The 19,149-nt window shown below is 58.5% G+C and carries 13 protein-coding genes; 9 read left to right on the top strand and 4 right to left on the bottom strand.

The window, feature by feature from the left end:
- Window positions 1–460: 460 nt before the first annotated feature.
- Together HY556_02875 and HY556_02870 are read right to left on the bottom strand one after the other, a co-directional pair.
- Window positions 461–865 carry a hypothetical protein gene (locus HY556_02875; GenBank protein MBI4392726.1) on the bottom strand — a complete coding sequence of 135 codons (405 nt, stop codon included), beginning with the start codon at window positions 863–865 and terminating at the stop codon, window positions 461–463.
- Window positions 866–1,049: 184 nt separating this feature from the next.
- Window positions 1,050–1,397: a hypothetical protein gene (locus HY556_02870; protein ID MBI4392725.1), complete on the bottom strand. Its 348-nt coding sequence runs from the start codon at window positions 1,395–1,397 to the stop codon at window positions 1,050–1,052.
- A gap of 731 nt (window positions 1,398–2,128) precedes the next feature.
- Between HY556_02870 and HY556_02865 the strand changes: the two genes are divergently transcribed.
- The 6 genes from HY556_02865 to HY556_02840 all read left to right on the top strand — a co-directional run bounded on the left by HY556_02865 (window position 2,129) and on the right by HY556_02840 (window position 7,829).
- Window positions 2,129–2,671 carry a hypothetical protein gene (locus HY556_02865; GenBank protein MBI4392724.1) on the top strand — a complete coding sequence of 181 codons (543 nt, stop codon included), beginning with the start codon at window positions 2,129–2,131 and terminating at the stop codon, window positions 2,669–2,671.
- 362 nt (window positions 2,672–3,033) lie between these two features.
- Window positions 3,034–3,600, top strand: a complete 567-nt coding sequence (locus HY556_02860) for a hypothetical protein (protein ID MBI4392723.1) — start codon at window positions 3,034–3,036, stop codon at window positions 3,598–3,600.
- Window positions 3,601–3,703: 103 nt separating this feature from the next.
- Window positions 3,704–4,456 (top strand): hypothetical protein, encoded by a 753-nt coding sequence (locus HY556_02855; protein ID MBI4392722.1) that lies wholly within the window; start codon window positions 3,704–3,706, stop codon window positions 4,454–4,456.
- A gap of 10 nt (window positions 4,457–4,466) precedes the next feature.
- Window positions 4,467–5,117 carry a hypothetical protein gene (locus HY556_02850; GenBank protein ID MBI4392721.1) on the top strand — a complete coding sequence of 217 codons (651 nt, stop codon included), beginning with the start codon at window positions 4,467–4,469 and terminating at the stop codon, window positions 5,115–5,117.
- A gap of 114 nt (window positions 5,118–5,231) precedes the next feature.
- On the top strand, window positions 5,232–7,523 hold the full coding sequence (locus HY556_02845; protein ID MBI4392720.1) for a DUF87 domain-containing protein: 2,292 nt from the start codon (window positions 5,232–5,234) through the stop codon (window positions 7,521–7,523).
- 15 nt (window positions 7,524–7,538) lie between these two features.
- Window positions 7,539–7,829, top strand: a complete 291-nt coding sequence (locus tag HY556_02840) for a hypothetical protein (GenBank protein MBI4392719.1) — start codon at window positions 7,539–7,541, stop codon at window positions 7,827–7,829.
- A 148-nt stretch (window positions 7,830–7,977) separates the two neighbouring features.
- Here the strand turns inward: HY556_02840 and HY556_02835 are convergent, their stop codons facing one another.
- Window positions 7,978–9,534 (bottom strand): hypothetical protein, encoded by a 1,557-nt coding sequence (locus tag HY556_02835; GenBank protein MBI4392718.1) that lies wholly within the window; start codon window positions 9,532–9,534, stop codon window positions 7,978–7,980.
- Window positions 9,513–9,719: a hypothetical protein gene (locus tag HY556_02830; GenBank protein ID MBI4392717.1), complete on the bottom strand. Its 207-nt coding sequence runs from the start codon at window positions 9,717–9,719 to the stop codon at window positions 9,513–9,515. The genes HY556_02835 and HY556_02830 overlap by 22 nt, the downstream gene beginning before the upstream one ends.
- A 200-nt stretch (window positions 9,720–9,919) precedes the next feature.
- On the opposite strand from HY556_02830, the gene HY556_02825 reads away from it, so the two are divergent.
- From HY556_02825 to HY556_02815, 3 genes are read left to right on the top strand one after another with little or no spacing between them, the layout of a single operon-like run.
- On the top strand, window positions 9,920–11,233 hold the full coding sequence (locus tag HY556_02825) for a S8/S53 family peptidase (protein MBI4392716.1): 1,314 nt from the start codon (window positions 9,920–9,922) through the stop codon (window positions 11,231–11,233).
- A 36-nt stretch (window positions 11,234–11,269) separates the two neighbouring features.
- The gene (locus HY556_02820; GenBank protein ID MBI4392715.1) at window positions 11,270–17,836 is read left to right on the top strand and encodes a hypothetical protein; all 6,567 of its coding nucleotides are present in this window, start codon (window positions 11,270–11,272) and stop codon (window positions 17,834–17,836) included.
- A 39-nt stretch (window positions 17,837–17,875) separates the two neighbouring features.
- Window positions 17,876–18,943: a hypothetical protein gene (locus HY556_02815; GenBank protein ID MBI4392714.1), complete on the top strand. Its 1,068-nt coding sequence runs from the start codon at window positions 17,876–17,878 to the stop codon at window positions 18,941–18,943.
- The last annotated feature ends 206 nt before the right edge of the window (window positions 18,944–19,149 follow it).

The raw sequence follows: 19,149 nt of genomic DNA, 5'->3' as shown, positions 1-19,149 counted from the left end.
TGTATCTTCCCGGGAATCGGGAGAAGGTTTTCAAGGTCCGGCGGCGATACGGTCGCCGCCGGCCAGGGGGGTCGGTTTTAGAGTTACAAGGCGGGTCGGATTAGCGAGTTACACGACACCTGACGGCATGGAAATTCCAGCGCCAACGAAGAAGACCAAGGGGTTAGCTGGCGACGTTGGATTGACCGCACTGCGCAAGATGTCCTGGATGTTGTGACCATCTGCCACGGTCGAGGCTTGCCGAGATGGCGAGGAACCTTTTGTTGTCATGAATCCCAATCCGCGAGCGCCTCTCGCCGCCTAACTCCTTATTGAGAGGTTTTCCCTTCAACGACTGCATGCGCGAGTGTCGTCCGGTCTGGCAGCCGTCTGGTTAGAAGGGAGTCCATAAGCCGCGACTTCTCGCGTCCACATAATACCTCTCCATCCCACGTTATGTGGCAACGGCATAACGCCGGAGTCAGCCGCCGCGAGTCGAGCGCGGAGTCGGTTGGGCAGATTCATTGGCGTGCGGTCCTTTATTTGGTTTGCGTGTGGCGACGAATGATGAATCATCGCCTTGGTGAAAGAACATGCGTCCCTCAAGCTGTCCATCCTTTAGCACGGCGTAGCCGCGACCCGCCACCTCGTCTCCTTCATCGATTCCACGGAAACTGAACTCGATACCGGGAAGGCCGTCACGCATGACGACGCGATAGTCGAGATCCAACTCGACGGCAATGAAGGAGGCGTGGCCCTGACCCTTCGCACCCAAGGTCAACGTGGCTTCGGCTACCAGATCGAGGGCTTCACGATCCCAGACTTCGGTCTCCGTGATTCTCCAGTCGCCCAACAGGGCTTGGCCGGCTTTCGACGTCTCGTTCAAGTCTGGAACTCCTTGGCGGCGTGATCAGCGCCGGCGCGGAATGCGTCCCCGGCCTATTCAAGCCTGCCGCCGGCGTCAAAAGCAAACTCGTGATGACGGCCGGCTCCGGCGGTTTCAATTCTCTCGACGACGCTTTCGCCCGCCGAGCCCGCCCGCCCCACGAGTTCGACGGCCGACCGGCCGTCTACCCGGCGAATCCGGCGATGGGGCCGGCATCTAAGGCGCGCGCCAATTGGCTGGGTTCCCCTACGTCATCGGGATCCGGCCGAGGTTCGCCGTCCAAGTCCTCATCGCCCTCTTCCTCGCGGGCCAGGTCTTGCGTTGTGGCCTCGTAGCTCACATTGAACCCCGTCTGACCCTGCAACTGGTCCCTGGGAAGCGTCAGGCCGCGACAAGAGAGGACGACGCCGGGATACGCGCCTTCTAGCATTCGGAGCACGACGCGCGCCTGATCCTTCCGATAACGCCACCACCACGAGAAGTGCCGCCACAAGGGCTTCTTCATGATCATACGCCCCATCAGGATGGTCATCGCAAACTTGGTCAAGAGACCATCATGAATTTGGACGAGGAAATAACAACGCCCATCCTCGCCCTGACATGGACTAGGCGCGACCATCAAGCCTCGCCTCCCACGCATCCAACAAGCGAATGACGCGCTCAAGATCCCTGACACGAGTACCAAGTTCTGGCCTCACGCTGACCGCCTCCCATTTCGCTTCTTCTTGCCACCCATCTTCACCCTGTGTCGGTGCCCATTGGGGCAAACGAAGACCTCCCAAACCTCGCTCCGCTCCCTGCCGAACTCTACGTCTTGAAAAACCGCCCTCTCCGAACATTCCCCACACTGCCTCGCTATCAATCCCACATCCCCCCTCCGAACTTTTTCGCCAGGACGACCGGACCCTAGAACATGGTCACGATCGCCGGCGTAACACGAACGTTGCCGAACCCACTATTTAAATACCAATGACGACCCAGTGGGGACGACACGCGATTGCCAAAATTACGCGGTAGCTGCCGCCAGCCGATTCAGGCCATGGCTCGATCTTGTGCCTGCTGACGAGGAATTCCCCGCCTTGGATAACCTCGGCAAGCAGGCAACGGTCGGAGGAGCGGGGTAGAGCCCGGCATACGGCGGGCGCCCGGGGAGGCGGGCCGATTAGTTGAAGCAACCCGGGCGAGGGATAGAGAGCAAGACCTTATACGATTTCTGGCCCCTCTTTCCGGCGCCCGTCGCAATGGGCTACAGGAGGTTCGTGATTGCCGTCGAAAAGAACTACGAAGTCCGGCCTGTTCAAGGCCAAGAAACCGATTTGGACCGTCGAATCCGGTGGGCAAACAGTTGCCGAAGTGGCAGCCAAGACAGTCGAGGAGTCGAAGACTGCCCTGCCGCATGCGCTCGTGATAATCGCGCCTATTACCCTACGTGGCGGCGTCGGCCTTGATCATGATGCGGTGGACCTTGCCAAGCGCGTGGCGCATGGGGACCAGCGTGTGGCGATCGCGTGGGACCCAAAAAAGGGAACTATGGGTCTTCACTCGGACGAAGTCTGGCTCCGCGGCTTCATCGTCTTGGGGGAGCTCGGCCTTGGCATCCTGTCCGGCCTTGTCGTCGAATATCTCGCCAGGAAGTACGGTAGCAAGGCGCCCGAGGCCACGATGCATTTCGAGGTGGCCATTGAGGAACAAGGAAAGTCGACGACGCTCCGCTACGAGGGCCCCGCCGGCGAATTCATTGCCGACGCCCAAACGGGGAAAATAACAGCCCGCCTGCTCAAGGGTGATGACGAGCGCTCGAGGTAGGAATTCTTCTTCTGGGCCCGAGCGCCCTCCAGGACCTTCAGGGGCTCTGGACGTCTCTCCACAGAGCCGATTGGTCTACGTTCGACAAATGCTTTGCTCGACTTACGGAACGAGCCGAGACTCAAAGGCAGGCGGCACTCGCCGGCGCTGACGAACCGAAGGCCAACGCCCTACGTATAGTCCAAGTCTATCTGACGTGTGTCGGTGCATTCGCCGGCGCATGGCGGTCCTTCCGCGAAGGCAAGTACGGAGACGGGTGGAGCGATCTCGTCACAGTTGAAGAAGAGTGCAAGCGACTGGCAAGATACGTAGACCTGTCCCGCTGGGGCCTGAAAACCCTGGAAATCCTCACCAAGCGAATAATGCAGTTGTACCCATACAAGATGTTCAACAGCATCGAATTCGTTGCGCTCAAGCGCGAATGTTCGGTCTGCGGAAAGGACCCATACATGCCGGAATGCCCGCACATCCCTGGAGAACTTCACATGGGGGAGTTTGTCCATGCCACCATCTCGGACGTACAACTGCTAGGCGTCTCACTTACTGATACCCCACTTGACAAGCGTTGCATAATCACGGCAATCGAAGGCGAGCCGACCGACAACTCCAACAGCATGGTGAGGGTCAAGGCTTTGGCCGAAAGGGCCCTCAGCCCGCTTCAGGGTTTTACAGTAGACGAAACGCCGCGCGAAGTGTCGCCGAAGAGGTACCACAAGGAAGGGATGGCATCCAAATGCCGGTGCGGAAGCGGTAAGAGGTTTGGCACCTGCTGCTGGAGGCGCCGCACGATGAAAGTGCCATGGACCCACATTGGGTTGGAGCACCCGCCAAGTGTGGAGGCCCTGTACACTATCGTGCCGGCGGCATGGACAGATCCTGCCAAGACGTTAGGCGCTGACGTAGCGCCCCATGAAGGCCCAGCGTCGTGATCGTAACGGGGGCACAACGCTTCCGCTACGGCGGCTAAGGCCCACCAAGAAACCACGTAGTCTTCGTTCGATTTCAAGAAGTGCCTTCGAGAAGTAATGAGACATGGGACCATCGAACGGCACCCCCTACGAGGCTCTCCGCGACAAGTACATCGGCAGCCCCGAGGGTTTCAAGAATCCGCACGAGCGCGGCGAATGGACCCTCTACGAGGACTTCGGCGAGAAGAACGATTACAACAAGAGCCTCGCCCAACTCCTAGCGCGAAAACTACGCCAAACCGTAATCGGGCGAGAATACTGGCGGCTCGGCAGCGAATGCCGCGCCTACGGTAGCGAAGTACGCGTCTACCGCACGAAACACCAACTCCTCCACGACGACGTCCAACACGCCCGAATCCTACGACCACAGGGCCTCATGTACAGCGCGAATGAATTCTACGCCAAACCGCCCAAATTCACGGGCCAATATACGATCTGGCGCGACAAGCGCGAAATTCCGGTGACGAAGTACTATCCAGGCCTTGTGGTTGCCCTAGCAGGCGACTACCAAGCCAAACTGCGATCACACGACGGCCAACTCGCCACCATCACGAAGATAGTCGATCCCTATCACTTCAAAACCGACGTAAACGGGACGAAGAACGTCTCCATCCGTGACACGGACGTTGCTTACTGGCACAGCGATCCAAGAAACCGATACCAGTTGGTGCCAGGCCACATGGCCGAGAAGAGTCTCAAGCGGCTCGACGAAGAATGGAGCAAGAAACGGCCACCGCTACGCGTCGCAAGACAAGTCGACCAAGTCCTCGAACGAGAAGGACCCAGCCTCGCAGAGTTCGAGATCGAGACCTTGTGAGGCGTTCGACATGACCGGAAAAAAGGGGAAAATCCTCCGCTCTCGCGGACAGAAGAGCATTGAGCTTCCATACCTCATGAGCTGCGCGAACTTCCTCCTCGACAGACGATACTGGATCCTCGGAATCCGATACCCATGGTACGGCATCCGATTCGACATCGTAATCCGAGACCAAAGCCTCAACGCCCAAGTCATCCTCGTAGAAGCCAAATACAGAAGCGACCAACGACAAATACGACCCAGCGAAATCGAACACTTCCACCACGAACTCAAACGAGCAAACAGCGACACCATCTTCTACAACGGCAGAGCCTTCTTCATGACAAACACGACCCTCTCAGAAAAAGCACTCGAACTAGCAAGAAAACACGGCATCAGAACATTCCCGAACGTACCACTCATCTACAAACTGAGGAACAAAAGAGAAAACGAAGAAGCAGAGGAAACGGAAGAGGACGGAGACGCGGGAGACGAACGAGACGACGAAAAAAATGGAGACGCGAATGAGAAAGGAGAAAACGGGCGAAACGAAGAGAACGGAAAAAGAGGAGAGAAGAAAGAGAAAGAAAGGAACAAGAGAAACGAAGAGACAGAGGAGACAAGAAAGGAAAAAGAGGGGTTGAAAAGAGAGGTTGTGCGGGGTGATGCGGGTGAAGGCTGAAAAACAGCGTAAACCCGTGGACGGGCCGTCCTGTCAGCCCTATTGTAATATTCGTGCGAGGCGATGCGCCTGACACTCACCTATCTCGGCCACTACCGCCGAGCTCGAGTCAAAGTGAGCCTCTTCATGGACACGACGAAACAAGTCGTCGTCTCAGTCTTGGGCGATGAGGGGGGCGCGTCCGTCGTTCAAGCGTTCAAGAAACTCGCGACGACCGCGGTCGATGTGAAGGAACTTGACCCGGTGCGACTCGATGCCGTCCTATCGGGCCATTCCGTGAGCCTCGAACTCTTCCGAACGGCACCGACGCAGGCCATGGCCGAGCGGGGCCTCCCACCGGCCCGCGTGGAAGGCGATTATCTCGTCCACGCGCTCAAGAAAGTCGACGCGGAATTGGCCCGGGAGCGGGCGGATTACAAGGAGTGGCGCGGCGTCCGCGACGTGGACGTGGCCCAGGACCATCTCCGGAACCGGCGGGAAGAAATCTTCGGCTTGGAAAAGGACATCATCAAGCGCGCGGGTGAATCCAACTTCCTTATTGGGCACCACTACCTGACACAACCGTTCCAGGCGACCGAACGGTTCCGACTCGGCGAGTTGCGCGACCAGGCCAAGGAGCGGGCCTCCGCCTTGAAAAGTCGGATAGAGTTCACGCGCCGCAATCGCATCAATGAGCTCGAAGACAAGCGCCGAGAACTGGTTGCAGAACTCGACGCCGAAAAGAAGCAAGACAAGGCGCGGGAGAAGGAAGTCGCCACGAGGCTTGAAGCGGGTCTTGGCGTAGCTCTGCTGTTCACGATCCGGAGCACCCCGATTTTCGTCGTCGGTCGCAAGAATCCGAGCGTCCGGGAAGCCATCGCACAAGTCGCCAGAGAAAGCGCGGAACTAGCCCGAAAACTCGCCGCCATCGGGCTAGAGGTTGCTGAGGCAGACCCGTACTTTGGTCTATCTACCATCTTCGCCGCCGACCCAACCAGGATCCGCGGAGTCCAACATCCGTTGGCCGCGTCATTGGCCAATGCCCTAGAAGCCACCTTCTCGCTTACGTCCAGGGAATCCTTCGACAATGCTTTGGAGAAGTTCCTCAACAAGACATTCGCGAGTGCGGGGAATGCGCCTCTCCCCGACCTCGTCCGTTTTCCCACCTTGGAAGCCGACAAGAGTCGCCGGTTGGCATACATGGGCCTCGCGATGGGCGCAGACCTTGGCCCGAGCAGAATCCCCGTCTTCTACGACTTGGACGAGCAGGGACCACGACATACAACCGTCATCGGCGGAAGCGGCAGCGGCAAGTCCGTCACCGCGTCCCTGATCGTGGAAGGCGCCCTCTTGAACAGGATTCCGGTCCTCGTCATGGACCCGACGCGCTCCTGGACCGGATTCCTCGTGCCGGCGTCGACATTCGCAATCAAGAAGTACGAACAGTTCTCCATGAAGCCCGAAATGGCCCGTCCATTCGAACTGGAGGTACGGGATTCGTGGAACACGACCATCGAGAAAGTCATGGAACGGCGAAGCCTGACGATACTCTCGTCGCCGAACATGACGGATGAGCAAGAAGCGGGCCTCATTGCTCGAATCCTCAACGAAATCCTAGAGAAGATGAAGACGTGGCCGGACTCGAAGGAGCTACGCCTACTCGTCGCCCTCGAAGAGGCGCACCGATACCTCCGCGAAAAGAACCTCCAGCCGACCCTCGAACTCGTGGCACGGACGGCGCGCGCGAAAGGCGTCGGCCTAATGGCCGTCTCGCAAAACGCCATCGACCTCCCGCCCGCGATCAGGAACAACTGCGCCACAGTCATCCAGATGAACACCCACTACGGGGAAGACTTGAAGCGCGCAGGCCAGACCTTCGGGTCGGACTTCCAAAAAACGATACCAAGGCTCCAGCAGGGACAGGGCGCCTACCATTACCCGGAATACGGCTCCGCGTTCGTCGCGTTCCGACCGCCGCTTCACAACCACCACCCGGCGTCCGAGCCCGTCCTCCAGTTCTATGCGGTCACGAAAGAGTTAGAGAAAACGGTCGGGGGCCTCTTCGCAATGGAAGCAGTGCCTGACGTCCTCGTAGCCGATGTGCCGGACACGGAGCGGACAGATGTCCCTGAGGCGGACAAGACGACGTCCCCCACGCAAAACCACGCCAATACGGCCCAGGATGCCGAAAGGACGACGGACACGGACATCGTCCCCGCAGATGTCCGCCGTGACCCGGACGAGGCCCCTGACTGGAAGGAGGTCGCGTCCACGGTCGCCACCGATACGATGACCGCCGGCCAACTCGTCGCCATACTCAACAAACGCGATATTCGCGCGCCTACTACGCGCACTCTACGCAGATTCCTCCACGCATTCAGACAACCAGGGAGGAAGCGTCTGCCCAACGGGCCGACGCCAACATGAAGGAGAGGTGTTTTCATGACAAGATTCGAGGAGCACGAGGGCAAGCTCCACATTGACGGCAAACCCGTCCTGAAAGGATGGGAATCAGCGACCGGCTGGCATTGGTTCGCCACCGAAGACCACGGCGAAGACGTCTACGTGGTCGAGGGCCGCGAGGTCCCGGGTCGCGAATACTTCGGCCTCGTCCAAGGCCAAGAGGAGGAATGGGGATACTGGACGACGGCAGAGATGGACCCGCTGATGGAAAGGGGCAAAGTGTGGGAGATCAAGAAACACGACCTCCCATGCGCGGGACGACGAGACTGAAGGCCGCCTCGCTCAAAATGATGCCCGGGGCCTCGCCAAAGCGTCTATGCCGAAGAGGACGGCGCGTCGCCGCGGCTTGGTTTGGATATCCAAGCACCTCGCGCCACCCCATGATTCGCGCCGCCGGTCTTTCGGTGAGAAGTGCCCATCAGCGCGAAAGGGGCGGCGGACCTGACACGAAATCTGCAAACGCCGATTCCACATGAATACCCTTCTTGCGTCCCAACCTTTCGACGCGCAAGACCGCGGCGGCCGAAAGACGGTCGACGTGCCACTTGATCGTCGACTCGTGGACCCCCACGAGCCGTGCGAGCAGACGTTGGTCAACGCCGGGCCTCAGATACGCGAATTGGATGATTTGTCGCGCCCGGTGGCTTTGCATGAACGCATGGAAGACCTGGCTTGCCTCGTTGTGGGTGCCGCCGTTTTCGAAGAAACGCTTGTCTCGACCGAACTCCTTCACCACAATCAGACCTATTTCTTGAAGCCGTCGCGCATGATAATCAACGAGTTCGCGCTTGATCCCGAGGCATTCTGCCAATGCGGCCTGACGGATTCCGGGAGCACGCCGAATCTGCTCATAGAGGCGTCTTCGGACCGTGTGCTCGAGGGCCCCTTCGGGACGCAGCCTGTGGTAGAGAAAAAGTATGAAGGGGAGGACAACTAGCATCGCCGCGGCAGCCCACGCCACCAGCGGGATTTTGGGCATCGGGGCCGGCGCGCTGGGGAGTGCGGGCGTAGTAGACTTGCTGGCCGCGGCCGCACCGTCGGCGCTTCCCATGAGGAACGACGACCTGACGCCAAACCCCGGCGAGTCTTCCCGATACGTGGACGCCGGCAGGCGTGCACTGATTCCATCCTCATTAACGGTAGAGTGAGTGAAGCCGACCGGCGTTGCATCATCCTGAGGACCACCATGACCGTCACCAATCACGGCTTCGCCCCTGTGAAGCGTGTAACCAACCGCCACTTCCGGCGCCAAGTCTCGCACAGCGCCGTCAGGAAAGCTTGTGTGGTTCCCGACGCGCGACTCTGGCGTCAAGGGCGTCGAACGAATACGCGTGTTCTCAAACATGTACTCGGTCGCATTGATAAATGCCTCGACCGACGTGTTGTAGATGCCAGCGGGAAAGTGAATCTGGTCATACTCCATCGACACGCCGTACGGCGGCGCGCACCTCGGGTCCGGACAAACGTCAAACTTTCCAAAGGGGGTTCGCGCGCTCAGGTTGACTTTGTACGTGTAACGGTTGAATTCAACGTCGAACTGCTCCCTTTGTTCGGCGGACGTTCGTGAATCATAGTTCTCTTCGTCCGTCTCGTTGGCGATTCTGAAAAGCGGATAGTCGATCGTCGATTCCTGGAAATTAACGCCGTAGTCGATCGATGGGATTAGAGGCACAGCCGCAAAAGCACCCCAGCGATTGTCTACGCGGACGGACACGAGGGCCACGTTCTGCACTAGGTTTACTGAATCGTCGCCGGCCCCTGGGGACTCACCCTCGTCATAGTCAGAATGGATGGGGTCGCCGTTGGAAATCAAAAGCAGATTAATCGGGCCGATCTGCTCATTGAAGTTTCCCGCCTGCGCCGAGCCAGCAACGACAACCCAACCAACGAGGGCGACCGCTACAATCAGCGGACGATGCGATGTCTCAGACAATTCCCCTACGCGCCCCCGAACTAGTGATTTCCAGGCGGGCACTCGGGGTTTTCCGGGTCGTGTTCGCACAGAAGGGCCTCGATGAAGCAGTTGATGGTGCAATAGACATACGTAACGCACCCGGGGAGGTCCGGCTCCATGCACGCGCTCTGCTGCGGAGGGGGTGGATCGTCCGCCGCGACGCCAGGCGCGACGGCGGAAACGAACATGGCCATGATCGCCAGCATTGTTGCTACAACATTTGTTGCCCTCATCATTGAGCCCCGCCCACGCAGTTCCCCTCTGACGGCATTAACCTTTCCCGGACGCTTGGACCCGCGGTAAACAAGGTTCATATACCAGCACGCCCGGTCGACTTCTGTGGGCAAGGACTGCACAGGAACGATTAAGCGCGCCGGATTCGAACATGATGCGCCGAGGCCGGGGCATGCACACGTCGCGGAAACCAATCCTTAGCCTGCTCCTCTTTGTTTCTCTTGTGATTGGTGGATGCGTCGGCCCCACGTCCGGCCCCGGACCCCTCGTCCTCCCGCCCGGAGCCGACCCCCAACCCGCGCCGCACGTCGTCGTTGCAGTTTTCGACACCGGGATCAACCCGTATCATCCCGTCTTCAGGACGCCCGGGGCGCCCGAACCCCGAGTCATGGTCCCGACAATCGGGGATTACGCGACAATCAACCTTTCGTTCGACCTTCCGTATCCGGATGCGTTCGCAAAGGATGGCCTTGACTCGCTTGAGCGCCAAAAACTCTACTGGTTCAGGGACACACGCATATTGGCATACTCGAATGACGAGCAGGCCGCCGACCACAAGTACGCAGCGATTGACGAAGCCGGCCACGGCACGGGCACCGCATCCCTGGTTGCGCGAGCCAGCCCCAACGCGTACATCCTAGCCATAGAGAGCGTTTCGCAAACCGACGTCACATTCCCCTGGGCAGAAAAGCAGCCATGGATTGACGTGTTTTCGATTAGCCTCGGCGTTGCCGCTAATGCCCCGGTTGAACTCGCCGGCGACTTCGGCCGGACCGAGAGCCTTCGTAACGCGTCGGATTCAGGAAAGATGATAATCGTAGCCGCCGGGAACGAATTCGTCCCACCAACGGCTTCGCCATACGGCGGGCCTCCGTGGGTAATCACTGTGGGCGGCGCGTCAAGCGACACGCACGGCGAAACGATCATGGCGGCCAAGACACCGGACATAGTAAGTGACTTCATGCTCCGGATTGCAGACGACGCGACGACGGAAAACCTGTACCACTGGGCCACCGGAACGAGCTTCGGCGCACCCCTAATAGCAGGCGTCGTGGCCCAGGCAATCTACGAAGTCCGCACGACGCTAAACTACTCTGACGGCTTGCGAGGAGGCGCGATTGCGAAAAACGACACGCTCAAGATCACGGCAGCCGACGTTCGCAGCGCCATTAACGAAACGGCTACCTATTGGGAAACAGCCGACTATCAAGCACCATCCCAAACGGAATGCCCAACGTGCTTGGCCGTTTCAGGCACACTTCCCGTCGCGCCGACCCTCGACGGAACGACAGTTGGGCCATGGGTGCAAATGGGGTGGGGTTACGTCGACGAGAAGTCGATCGCCCAGATAGTGGCCAATGTTCTCGGTCATGGGCCCGGAGCGGCGAAACCAGAGGCGGCCGTTGAATACATGAACCAATTACACGCGGCACGCGAAAGTTACTGGGCCCTGCCGATTCACTCCGGACGCTTGCAGTCGTCGTAAACAATCGGCTAATACCCGCAGACGTTCTTTGCCCTCATGAAACGAGGGGCAGCTCACAGAAAGCTCGGCGCGACGATTGTATTGGCCCTTCTGACGTCCCCAGCGTTCAACGGGCTTGTCACCGCGGATCCCTTGGATCCCATCCTACCAGTCGAGGGCCTGCTCGACACAATACAGGGCGACGTGAACCACCTCCAGGAGTTCCTGCCATCTTCGGTTCTCGAACAGCCGATTCCCGATTCAAATCCGCCGCAGCCACCCCGAATTCCGTTCGACCCAATTCCGGGAGCTGGCCAAGAGGGAGCCCAAACCAGCCTGATTCTCCACTGGTCGGGCGGCGATCCGAACGGCGACCCAATTACCTACAACGTGACCCTTGGCACAAGCCCGGATCCCCAGACGGTGAAGTGCCTCACAGAACTCACCTCCTGCACGATCACTGGCCTCGCCTATTCCACATGGTACTATTGGCGTGTGAAGGTCACCGACGGATTCCAAATCATTGAAGGGCCGACGTGGTCGTTCAAAACGAAGAACCCTGATTCGTTCGACCCGCCTATCCCGGATAAAGACATATGCCCGCAGTGCCCGCCGCCGCCACCGAATAACGCGCAACCCGGATCAGCCGGCGACGGCACCCAAAGCCAACAACCAACCACAGGTAACGACTCTCTTGCGAAACCCGGCGACCCGCCACTGACGCGACCCCCTCCCACCGAGGTTCGATTCGAAAACCAAGATGGAACGTCTCGACGTCCCATCGCCGTGACCGTCGAACGCGTCCCAGGCACGAAGACACTTGCAATCCGAGTCCAAGACGCGAACCCCACCCCACTATTCCTACTGATCTCTCGAACCTACGTGTCCTCGCTTATTTCCGACCCAGCGTTCAATTACGAGTATGCTGAGACGCCCGACGGCGACTGGTATAGGATCCTACTGGGCGGTGCCACGGAAGAGAAAAAAGTCATAATCGAGCCCTTCAAGCCATCAGGGATTCCGGTCTTTACTCGCGGTTCCGAATCAAGCCTTCTCCTGGCTCAGCGTCCCATGTGGATAGGCGTAGAAAGATGGCCCCATATAGAGAGCATGCCCGGCTTGGTTACGGACGCCAACGGGACCCGTCCCGTGAACAGGACGTGGTTCGACCCACGCCTCATAATCAACTTCGACGACGCTGACCACGCGGGCCAAGAAGTGACATACAATCGGAATTGGCTCGCGCGCCTGGGACTCAAAATCCCAGAATTCTACCACGAAAGCGGCACCCAACTCCCGGCAATCGAAACGGAAGACGCGTTCCACGTTCATCCCCCACATTTCAGCCGGTTGACGGCGGACCAAGCCACCAAGGCGCTCTACCACTTCAGCGAAGGCGTCGGCCTTAGCGTCGGGGACGTCATTCTCCCCGGAAACAACGGCGAATTCCAAGGCGGCTCCTCATGGGCGACGGACAACGAGGGCGATGTCGGAAGCCGGTCAGGTATGTTCACGGGCACCAACTATGTGCGCATCGCCCACGGCACGGAGTACATGGATTTGACGATGGGGCCCACGGGACAAGAGGGGCGCCCATGTGACGGAACAGTAGAAGCATCCATATTTCTGGACGCGGCGCCAACCCCCGGGACGATCTTCAGCATCATAGACCGCCAACTGGAATGGAACCTCTACGTCGACTCAAATCGTCGCCTCGTCTTTGCCGAGGGGCCGGTGGGTTCTGCCGCGCCCATGTCGATGACGTCGCAAAGCGTACTCGCGATTGGCGTATGGAACAGCGTGTCATTCTCCTATGACGGAACCTTTTGGCAGATGCGCATCAACGGGGTAAAAGACCCGCCGTTGGCCTCCTGGAACTGCCCGGACGGCTCCGATGATCGGCTGACCGCACTCGGGGCCTACGCGGATGGATCAGGAGGAAAACTCCTCGGTCGCCTGGACGAAATCCGGATCAGTACTCTGAATCGCTTCCCTCTCGACGATGCAAAGGGCGGGTCCTACAGGTTTTCCAACTCGCTTTGGGCAGACGATGATTCAGGCAACCAAAACCCAGGAACCTATCAGGGCACTATTTGGACCGCCAATGGACGTACCGGTGGCGGCATCGGTCCAGGCTTCTCGCTTACGAACTGGCTCGCTCTTCCGAGCCCGACGATGAATCCCCTGCACAACGGAACGGTGGAAGCATGGGTGAAACTCGGATCTCAACCGGCCAACCGAATCGGATACCAAATCTTGGACTATCACGGTTACGATACTGGAATTCATTTTGCCGTAGCAAGAGACGGCGGCAGATGGGCCCTGAACGCCCGCATCGGTGACGGTGCCCAAAACTACTACTCACAATGCACGATCCAATTGTCGACGTGGGTCCATTTGGCGGTCACGTGGGACGGAATGAACGTGCGCCTCTACGTGAACGGTCGCCTTGATTCCACGTTCCCTTCCTTCAAATGGGTCAAGGGCGGCACGGGCCTCGAAACAATCTACGTCGGCCGCAGCTCGTTGAACGATGATTCTTGGAGCGTTACCGGCACCATCGACGATTTGGTCATTACTCCGTACGCCAAGACGTCGTTCTCCGTTAGTTCGGGCTGCACCTCCGGAAACGTACCACCGTTCGTGCCGAGCGTTCCCCTGCCCGTCAATGGTGCATCTCTAGTCAGCCGCTATGCGACATTGTCATGGACGGGCGGCGACCCGAATGGGGATACCGTAACCAACGCCGTATACCTGGGAACCACGAATCCGCCCACAAATCTCGCCTGCTCGACACAATATTCGCACTGTGCGACCAGTAACCTGGGAGCATCGACGACCTACTATTGGCGCGTGAACGCGAGCGACGCGAGCTCAACCCAAGCGGGCCCGGTCTGGTCGTTTGGGACCCGATCAAACCAAGGCCCAAGTGCGCCCTCCAATGTTGCCCCAGCAAACCTCGCCACGGACGTTCCCCGCGTGCTCAACGCATCATGGGCACCTAGCACCGACGCCGATGGCGACCCGATAACATACACGACCTTCCTTGGAACCACCAATCCCCCGACGAGCGTGAAATGTGTATCCTCCGCCTCCCCGTGCAATCTAGGTACCCTGGCGTCGGCGACAACGTACTACTGGAACGTCCAAGCAAGCGACGGGCTCGTGACTTCAACCAGCCCCGTGTGGAGCTTTACAACGAATGCAAACAGCGCCCCATCCGCCTGTTTCACAGTATCCCCCGTAACCGGCCCAACCACGACCGTGTTCACGGCAAATGCGTCCTGCACGACCGATGATTTCACTCCGGCGTCAAGTATCCAAGTTTGCTGGGATTGGGACACCGATGGATGGTGTAACACCCAGTACTCCGCGTCAAAAACTTACACATTCCAGTTCCCGACATCAGGCAACAAGACGATACGCATGAACGCCGCGGATTCGGATTGGGTGAATAACTGGACGACGCGCACCCTTCTCGTGAACAACCCCCCAACCCCGTGTTTCACCGTGACGCCTACAAGCGGCTCAGTTCTGACGCTCTTCACGGTCGACGCGACCTGTTCAACGGACGACGTCACGCCCGGTCCAAACCTTCGAATAAGCTGGGATTGGGAAAACGACGGTTACGACATCATCAACACGACGGACAAGCTCTCCACCCACTCGTATGTGACGTGGGGAAACAAGACCATCAGGATGCGGGTCATCGATGACTACGGTGTCACCAGTACGACGACGCGGATTGTGAATGTCATTAACAGTCCGCCTGTTCTGCAAGCCGCGTCCCTAACGCCAGACGCCGGGACGGAGTACACCCAATTCACTTTCTCGGTTGTATACTCGGATCTTGAAAACGGTACTCCCCAATACATGAATCTGCGGCTCGACGGCCAAGACTTCCCGATGAGCGCCTTCGAACCGTCGGACACCACGTACCATAACGGAAAAAGATATACGTACACGACCTCCCTCGCCGTCGGGTCACACACGTATTTCTTCCGCACGGCGGACAACGGAGGCATCAATGTCTCGACCCCGACGTTCACCGGACCCGCAGTGCGCCCAATAAACATTCTGGTCCATGACACGGAGTCAGGAACGACCGGGTGGACAGCGACAGGACTCTGGCACCTAGCAAGTAATACGACCAGCGCGTACGCAAAACCCTTCAGCGGCTCATCTTCATGGTGGTTCGGAAGGGACGACTCGGGCACCTACACCGGAGGCGTTGGAGGAACCCTCACAAGTCCTAGCATAGACTTGAGAACCTCGCAGGCCCCAATTGTCTTGAGTTACATGAGTTGGTACGAAACGGAGAACAATCGGAGTGCCCCTGATATCAAGAAACTCGAGATCAGCGTCGACGGAGGGTCGTGGGTCTCGAATGCGACTTGGCAAGTCTATGGGGACGCCGACTACCGGCGGTGGCACGCCCGGGTCATCGACCTCTCTGATTACGTCGGCCACGTCATCCAGATTCGTTTCAATTTTCAGCCGAGCGGAACAAACGACGACCACCGTGGCTGGTACATCGACAACATAGGCGTCGGGATAGATTCAGACCTTGACCAGCTGTCGGATTATCTGGAGAACTCCGTGGTCTTCACTTTGACCTCGCGTAGCGCCTACCGCCCGCTAATCGAGGACGGAAAGACCGCAAGAATACAACTCGCTGGCCTCGACAGGTATAACGTCGTGAAGGCGTACGCAGTCGTGAACATCATCCACCAGAACTGGGCCGACCTCACCATCAGGATAAGGAATGGGGAAGGAACCACGTGCTGGTTCCCAACCTACGATGAGCACGGAAACGGCCTCCTCGTGGCGGACCTATTGACCTGTGTTTCTCCATCGACCTTCCAGACTCATCAGAATTGGACACTGGAAATCACCGACTCTGCCTCCGGCGCGACAGGCCGCGTCAACGCGTTCTGGCTGAATGTTACTGGCCAACTCGACAGGTTCGACCCCGACTCGGACGGCGACTTGGCAAGAGACGGAAGCGAGGTCATAGGCCGAACCTCCAGCCCGCTCACCAGGGACATAGACGACGACAATCTCCTTGATGGGTTCGACATTAGGCCTTGGGTTGAGGACGTATACCCGACGGTGAGCGAGGTCGAAGGGTACGCCGGAGACCTGCGTAACGGGACCCAATTCCGCTTGTCTGACTTCGCTGGCATCAACGATACATCTGTGCGCGTCATTGCCCACCTGCCAGGGGCCGACGTAGGATTCATCCCAACCTACGATTCGACCAGCGACAGATGGCGGCAATTGTTTCCCACCGGAACCACGGGCTTCAGCATCGTGGCGGAGGACGTGAACCGGAATCGCTTGACCCTGCGCGCCAATCTGACGGTCTACGCCGGAGAGATTCAGAACGGCATCCATGAGCTAAGGTTCGCTGCCGGAGCCGCAATGGCCGCCAAGGACGCAGGAACCACACTTGCCATGGGCGCCGTTGCGTTTCCCGTAAAGAGCCAATTGTCGATTGGCGTAGTAGTCGCAGGAGCCGCCTTGTTCGCTGGCGGCATGATTCTCTCCACGATCGTGGATACCGTTGACGACACCCAAACCGTGACCAGAACGGAACTTGATTGGACAGGGAACAACGTTGCCAATCTGCACGAGTTTTGGTTCAACGGCGACAGATACGGCTTGGATGAAGGCAACGATCAAACCGGCTGGAAGCGCATTTACCGCGAACACGGTGAGGTGTGGCCAACTTGGGAGAGCTTCCGCGACTATCTCGCGAACCACCCGGTCGGGGACACCACCGTGGTCACCATCGACGAGAACACGGCCGAGATCGTCCTCCGCGATGTCGGACGAGTGGTGACGGCTCTCGTAATCGGGGGGAAGATAGTGGACGCAGACATCTTCCAAGTAGAAATCGACATTTGGACGCAACCGGCATTCTCCCCTGCAATTTTCCTCAAGCTCTACATGCAAATGATGGAAGCTTCGATCGGACACGGCTATTGGACCGATTATCCGCCGCCGCTTCATTTCGACGAAGAAGACGAGGCAAAGATGCCGTGGATTATCATGTCAACGAACGGCAAGGATCACAGTCAACCTCTGGGACGAGAGCTTGAAGGGACCATTGGGAGGCAGTTCACCGCTGAGCTGATTGCAGCAGGAAGGATTGCGGATTTGTTCGCTGTCGGTGTTGCAGAAGCCGGAATTAGTTTCTACGCACTTGGCAAGGTCCAGCAACAGAAGAAGGATCAAAACCTCGAAACTGTGGCGGATTGGTATTGGGGCACGCCGTCAAGCCCCGGATGTCCCGAAACCACGACGAAGCGCCGGTGCGACACGTTGGATTCTCTCGACGATGCCGTGCCCGGCATTTGGCCTGACTACTCGCGGTCCATCTTCGGCTGGGACGCGACGAACAAGCAGGACGCCGTAGCAATACGAAGCTTCCTCCTCATGGATCCCGCAAATCCAAGTAGCTTCGCAAGCATCGACGAGGTGCTGAGCCAAGCCGAGGACGGGTTCGCCGACCTGACGGGCCAATATTCGGCCAAGATACCAATAGGGATGGTCGTGTCGATGTCCGACGCCAACATTGCCTTCGAGTACGCCGAAAGCCAAGCGGATTTCAAGTACTAGAGCACCGATGCAAAGAGTCAATCAATGAAGCCCCGGACAATGGCAGTCGGGATCGGTGGAGGCATGATCATAGCCGGCCTTTTCGCTTTTGGTCCCAGCCTCCTTCAGGGGGAAAAACCGCCAATCGGCTGCCCGATCGATCACGGCTTGCCAGTAGATGACGGCCAAGTCGAAATCAGGGCCCCCCAGATATGGAACGACTGGATCGTGTGGCACGCGCGGAGTGACCATCCCACGATTCTCGCGCCAGGTGAGACGGATGTCTACGCATACCGGATCTCGACAGGTGAAGAGCGAGTTCTCGCAACAGGACCGTCGTTCCAGAGCGTACCCATAATATACGGCACGACGGTGGTTTGGCGCGACTTTCTCGAGTCAGAACGGCGAATCCAACTCTGGACAACCGACCTAGATACGGGCCGCTCGTCTATTCTCCCGATTCCATTCAAAACGGAGCTCGGAACAAGAGGTCTCTACGAAGACCTTGTGCTTTTCGAATCCCAGACGGACGACGTGACCGTTCGCGGCCTCTACGTCCTAAACACGACGAGTGGGAACCTGACGCGCTTGACGGAATACATTGTGGGTTTGAGCGAGATCTGGAAGGATAAGGTAGTCTGGCTATCCGAGCCCGATGAGAATCCGAGCCACCGGTCCCAGCTGATTCTTCATAATCTTTCCACGGGAGCCAATCAAGTACTAGCGGAATCACCACCTGGCCTTAGCGAGATGGACGTATACGAAAACCTCGTCGCGTACATGGTTGGGTCGGGACCCACGCCGCGGGACGACTGGGACATACATCTACTTGATCTTGCTCGTGGGTCGTCATCTGTCGTAGCATTCAACGAGACGGGGCCCGCAATTCAGGACCGTCCGCGAGTGGCCGGCTCGTGGATAGCGTATCAAGAGCACGTGCAGGGAAGCCCCCGCCGGGATGCGGTGAAAGCGTATTACGTGCCGACGGCCAAACGGATTACAGTCGCCGAAGGCAATTTCCAGGTTGGGATCGACGTCTGGGAGAACCGCGTCGTGTACACGGAATTGAACTTGCAAGGAGACCGTGACCACGTGTTCCTCCGGTGCCTCGAATCGCCACCCGCTTGACCATCACCGATACTTGAGCCCCTTCGATGGCACGGGGGAGTGCCATGGGTTTCAATACCGTCACGCCCCCCATCGCCTAATTGAACCCCCACGTGTCGTGCGCGGGTTTGGCCGGGCGCCTAAGCGGTTTCGAATACTGGCGCGGGCGCCCGTCACGCCGATTTGAACCCCCGCCAACCTCCGCTCGGCTGAGCATCCAAATATTC

It is taken from the genome of Euryarchaeota archaeon (assembly GCA_016207515.1).
GTDB lineage: Archaea > Thermoplasmatota > SW-10-69-26 > JACQPN01 > JACQPN01 > JACQPN01.
Note: the sequence above shows the minus strand (reverse complement) of the source record. Positions and strands in the feature narration are given on the sequence as shown.

Coding starts and splice junctions, on each gene's coding strand:
- HY556_02820 (MBI4392715.1), top strand. CDS start 11,270: ATGAAACGAGGGGCAGCTCACAGAAAGCTCGGCGCGACGATTGTATTG.
- HY556_02815 (MBI4392714.1), top strand. CDS start 17,876: ATGGCAGTCGGGATCGGTGGAGGCATGATCATAGCCGGCCTTTTCGCT.
- HY556_02850 (MBI4392721.1), top strand. CDS start 4,467: ATGACCGGAAAAAAGGGGAAAATCCTCCGCTCTCGCGGACAGAAGAGC.
- HY556_02825 (MBI4392716.1), top strand. CDS start 9,920: ATGCACACGTCGCGGAAACCAATCCTTAGCCTGCTCCTCTTTGTTTCT.
- HY556_02870 (MBI4392725.1), bottom strand. CDS start 1,397: ATGACCATCCTGATGGGGCGTATGATCATGAAGAAGCCCTTGTGGCGG.
- HY556_02855 (MBI4392722.1), top strand. CDS start 3,704: ATGGGACCATCGAACGGCACCCCCTACGAGGCTCTCCGCGACAAGTAC.
- HY556_02830 (MBI4392717.1), bottom strand. CDS start 9,719: ATGCTGGCGATCATGGCCATGTTCGTTTCCGCCGTCGCGCCTGGCGTC.
- HY556_02840 (MBI4392719.1), top strand. CDS start 7,539: ATGACAAGATTCGAGGAGCACGAGGGCAAGCTCCACATTGACGGCAAA.
- HY556_02860 (MBI4392723.1), top strand. CDS start 3,034: ATGCAGTTGTACCCATACAAGATGTTCAACAGCATCGAATTCGTTGCG.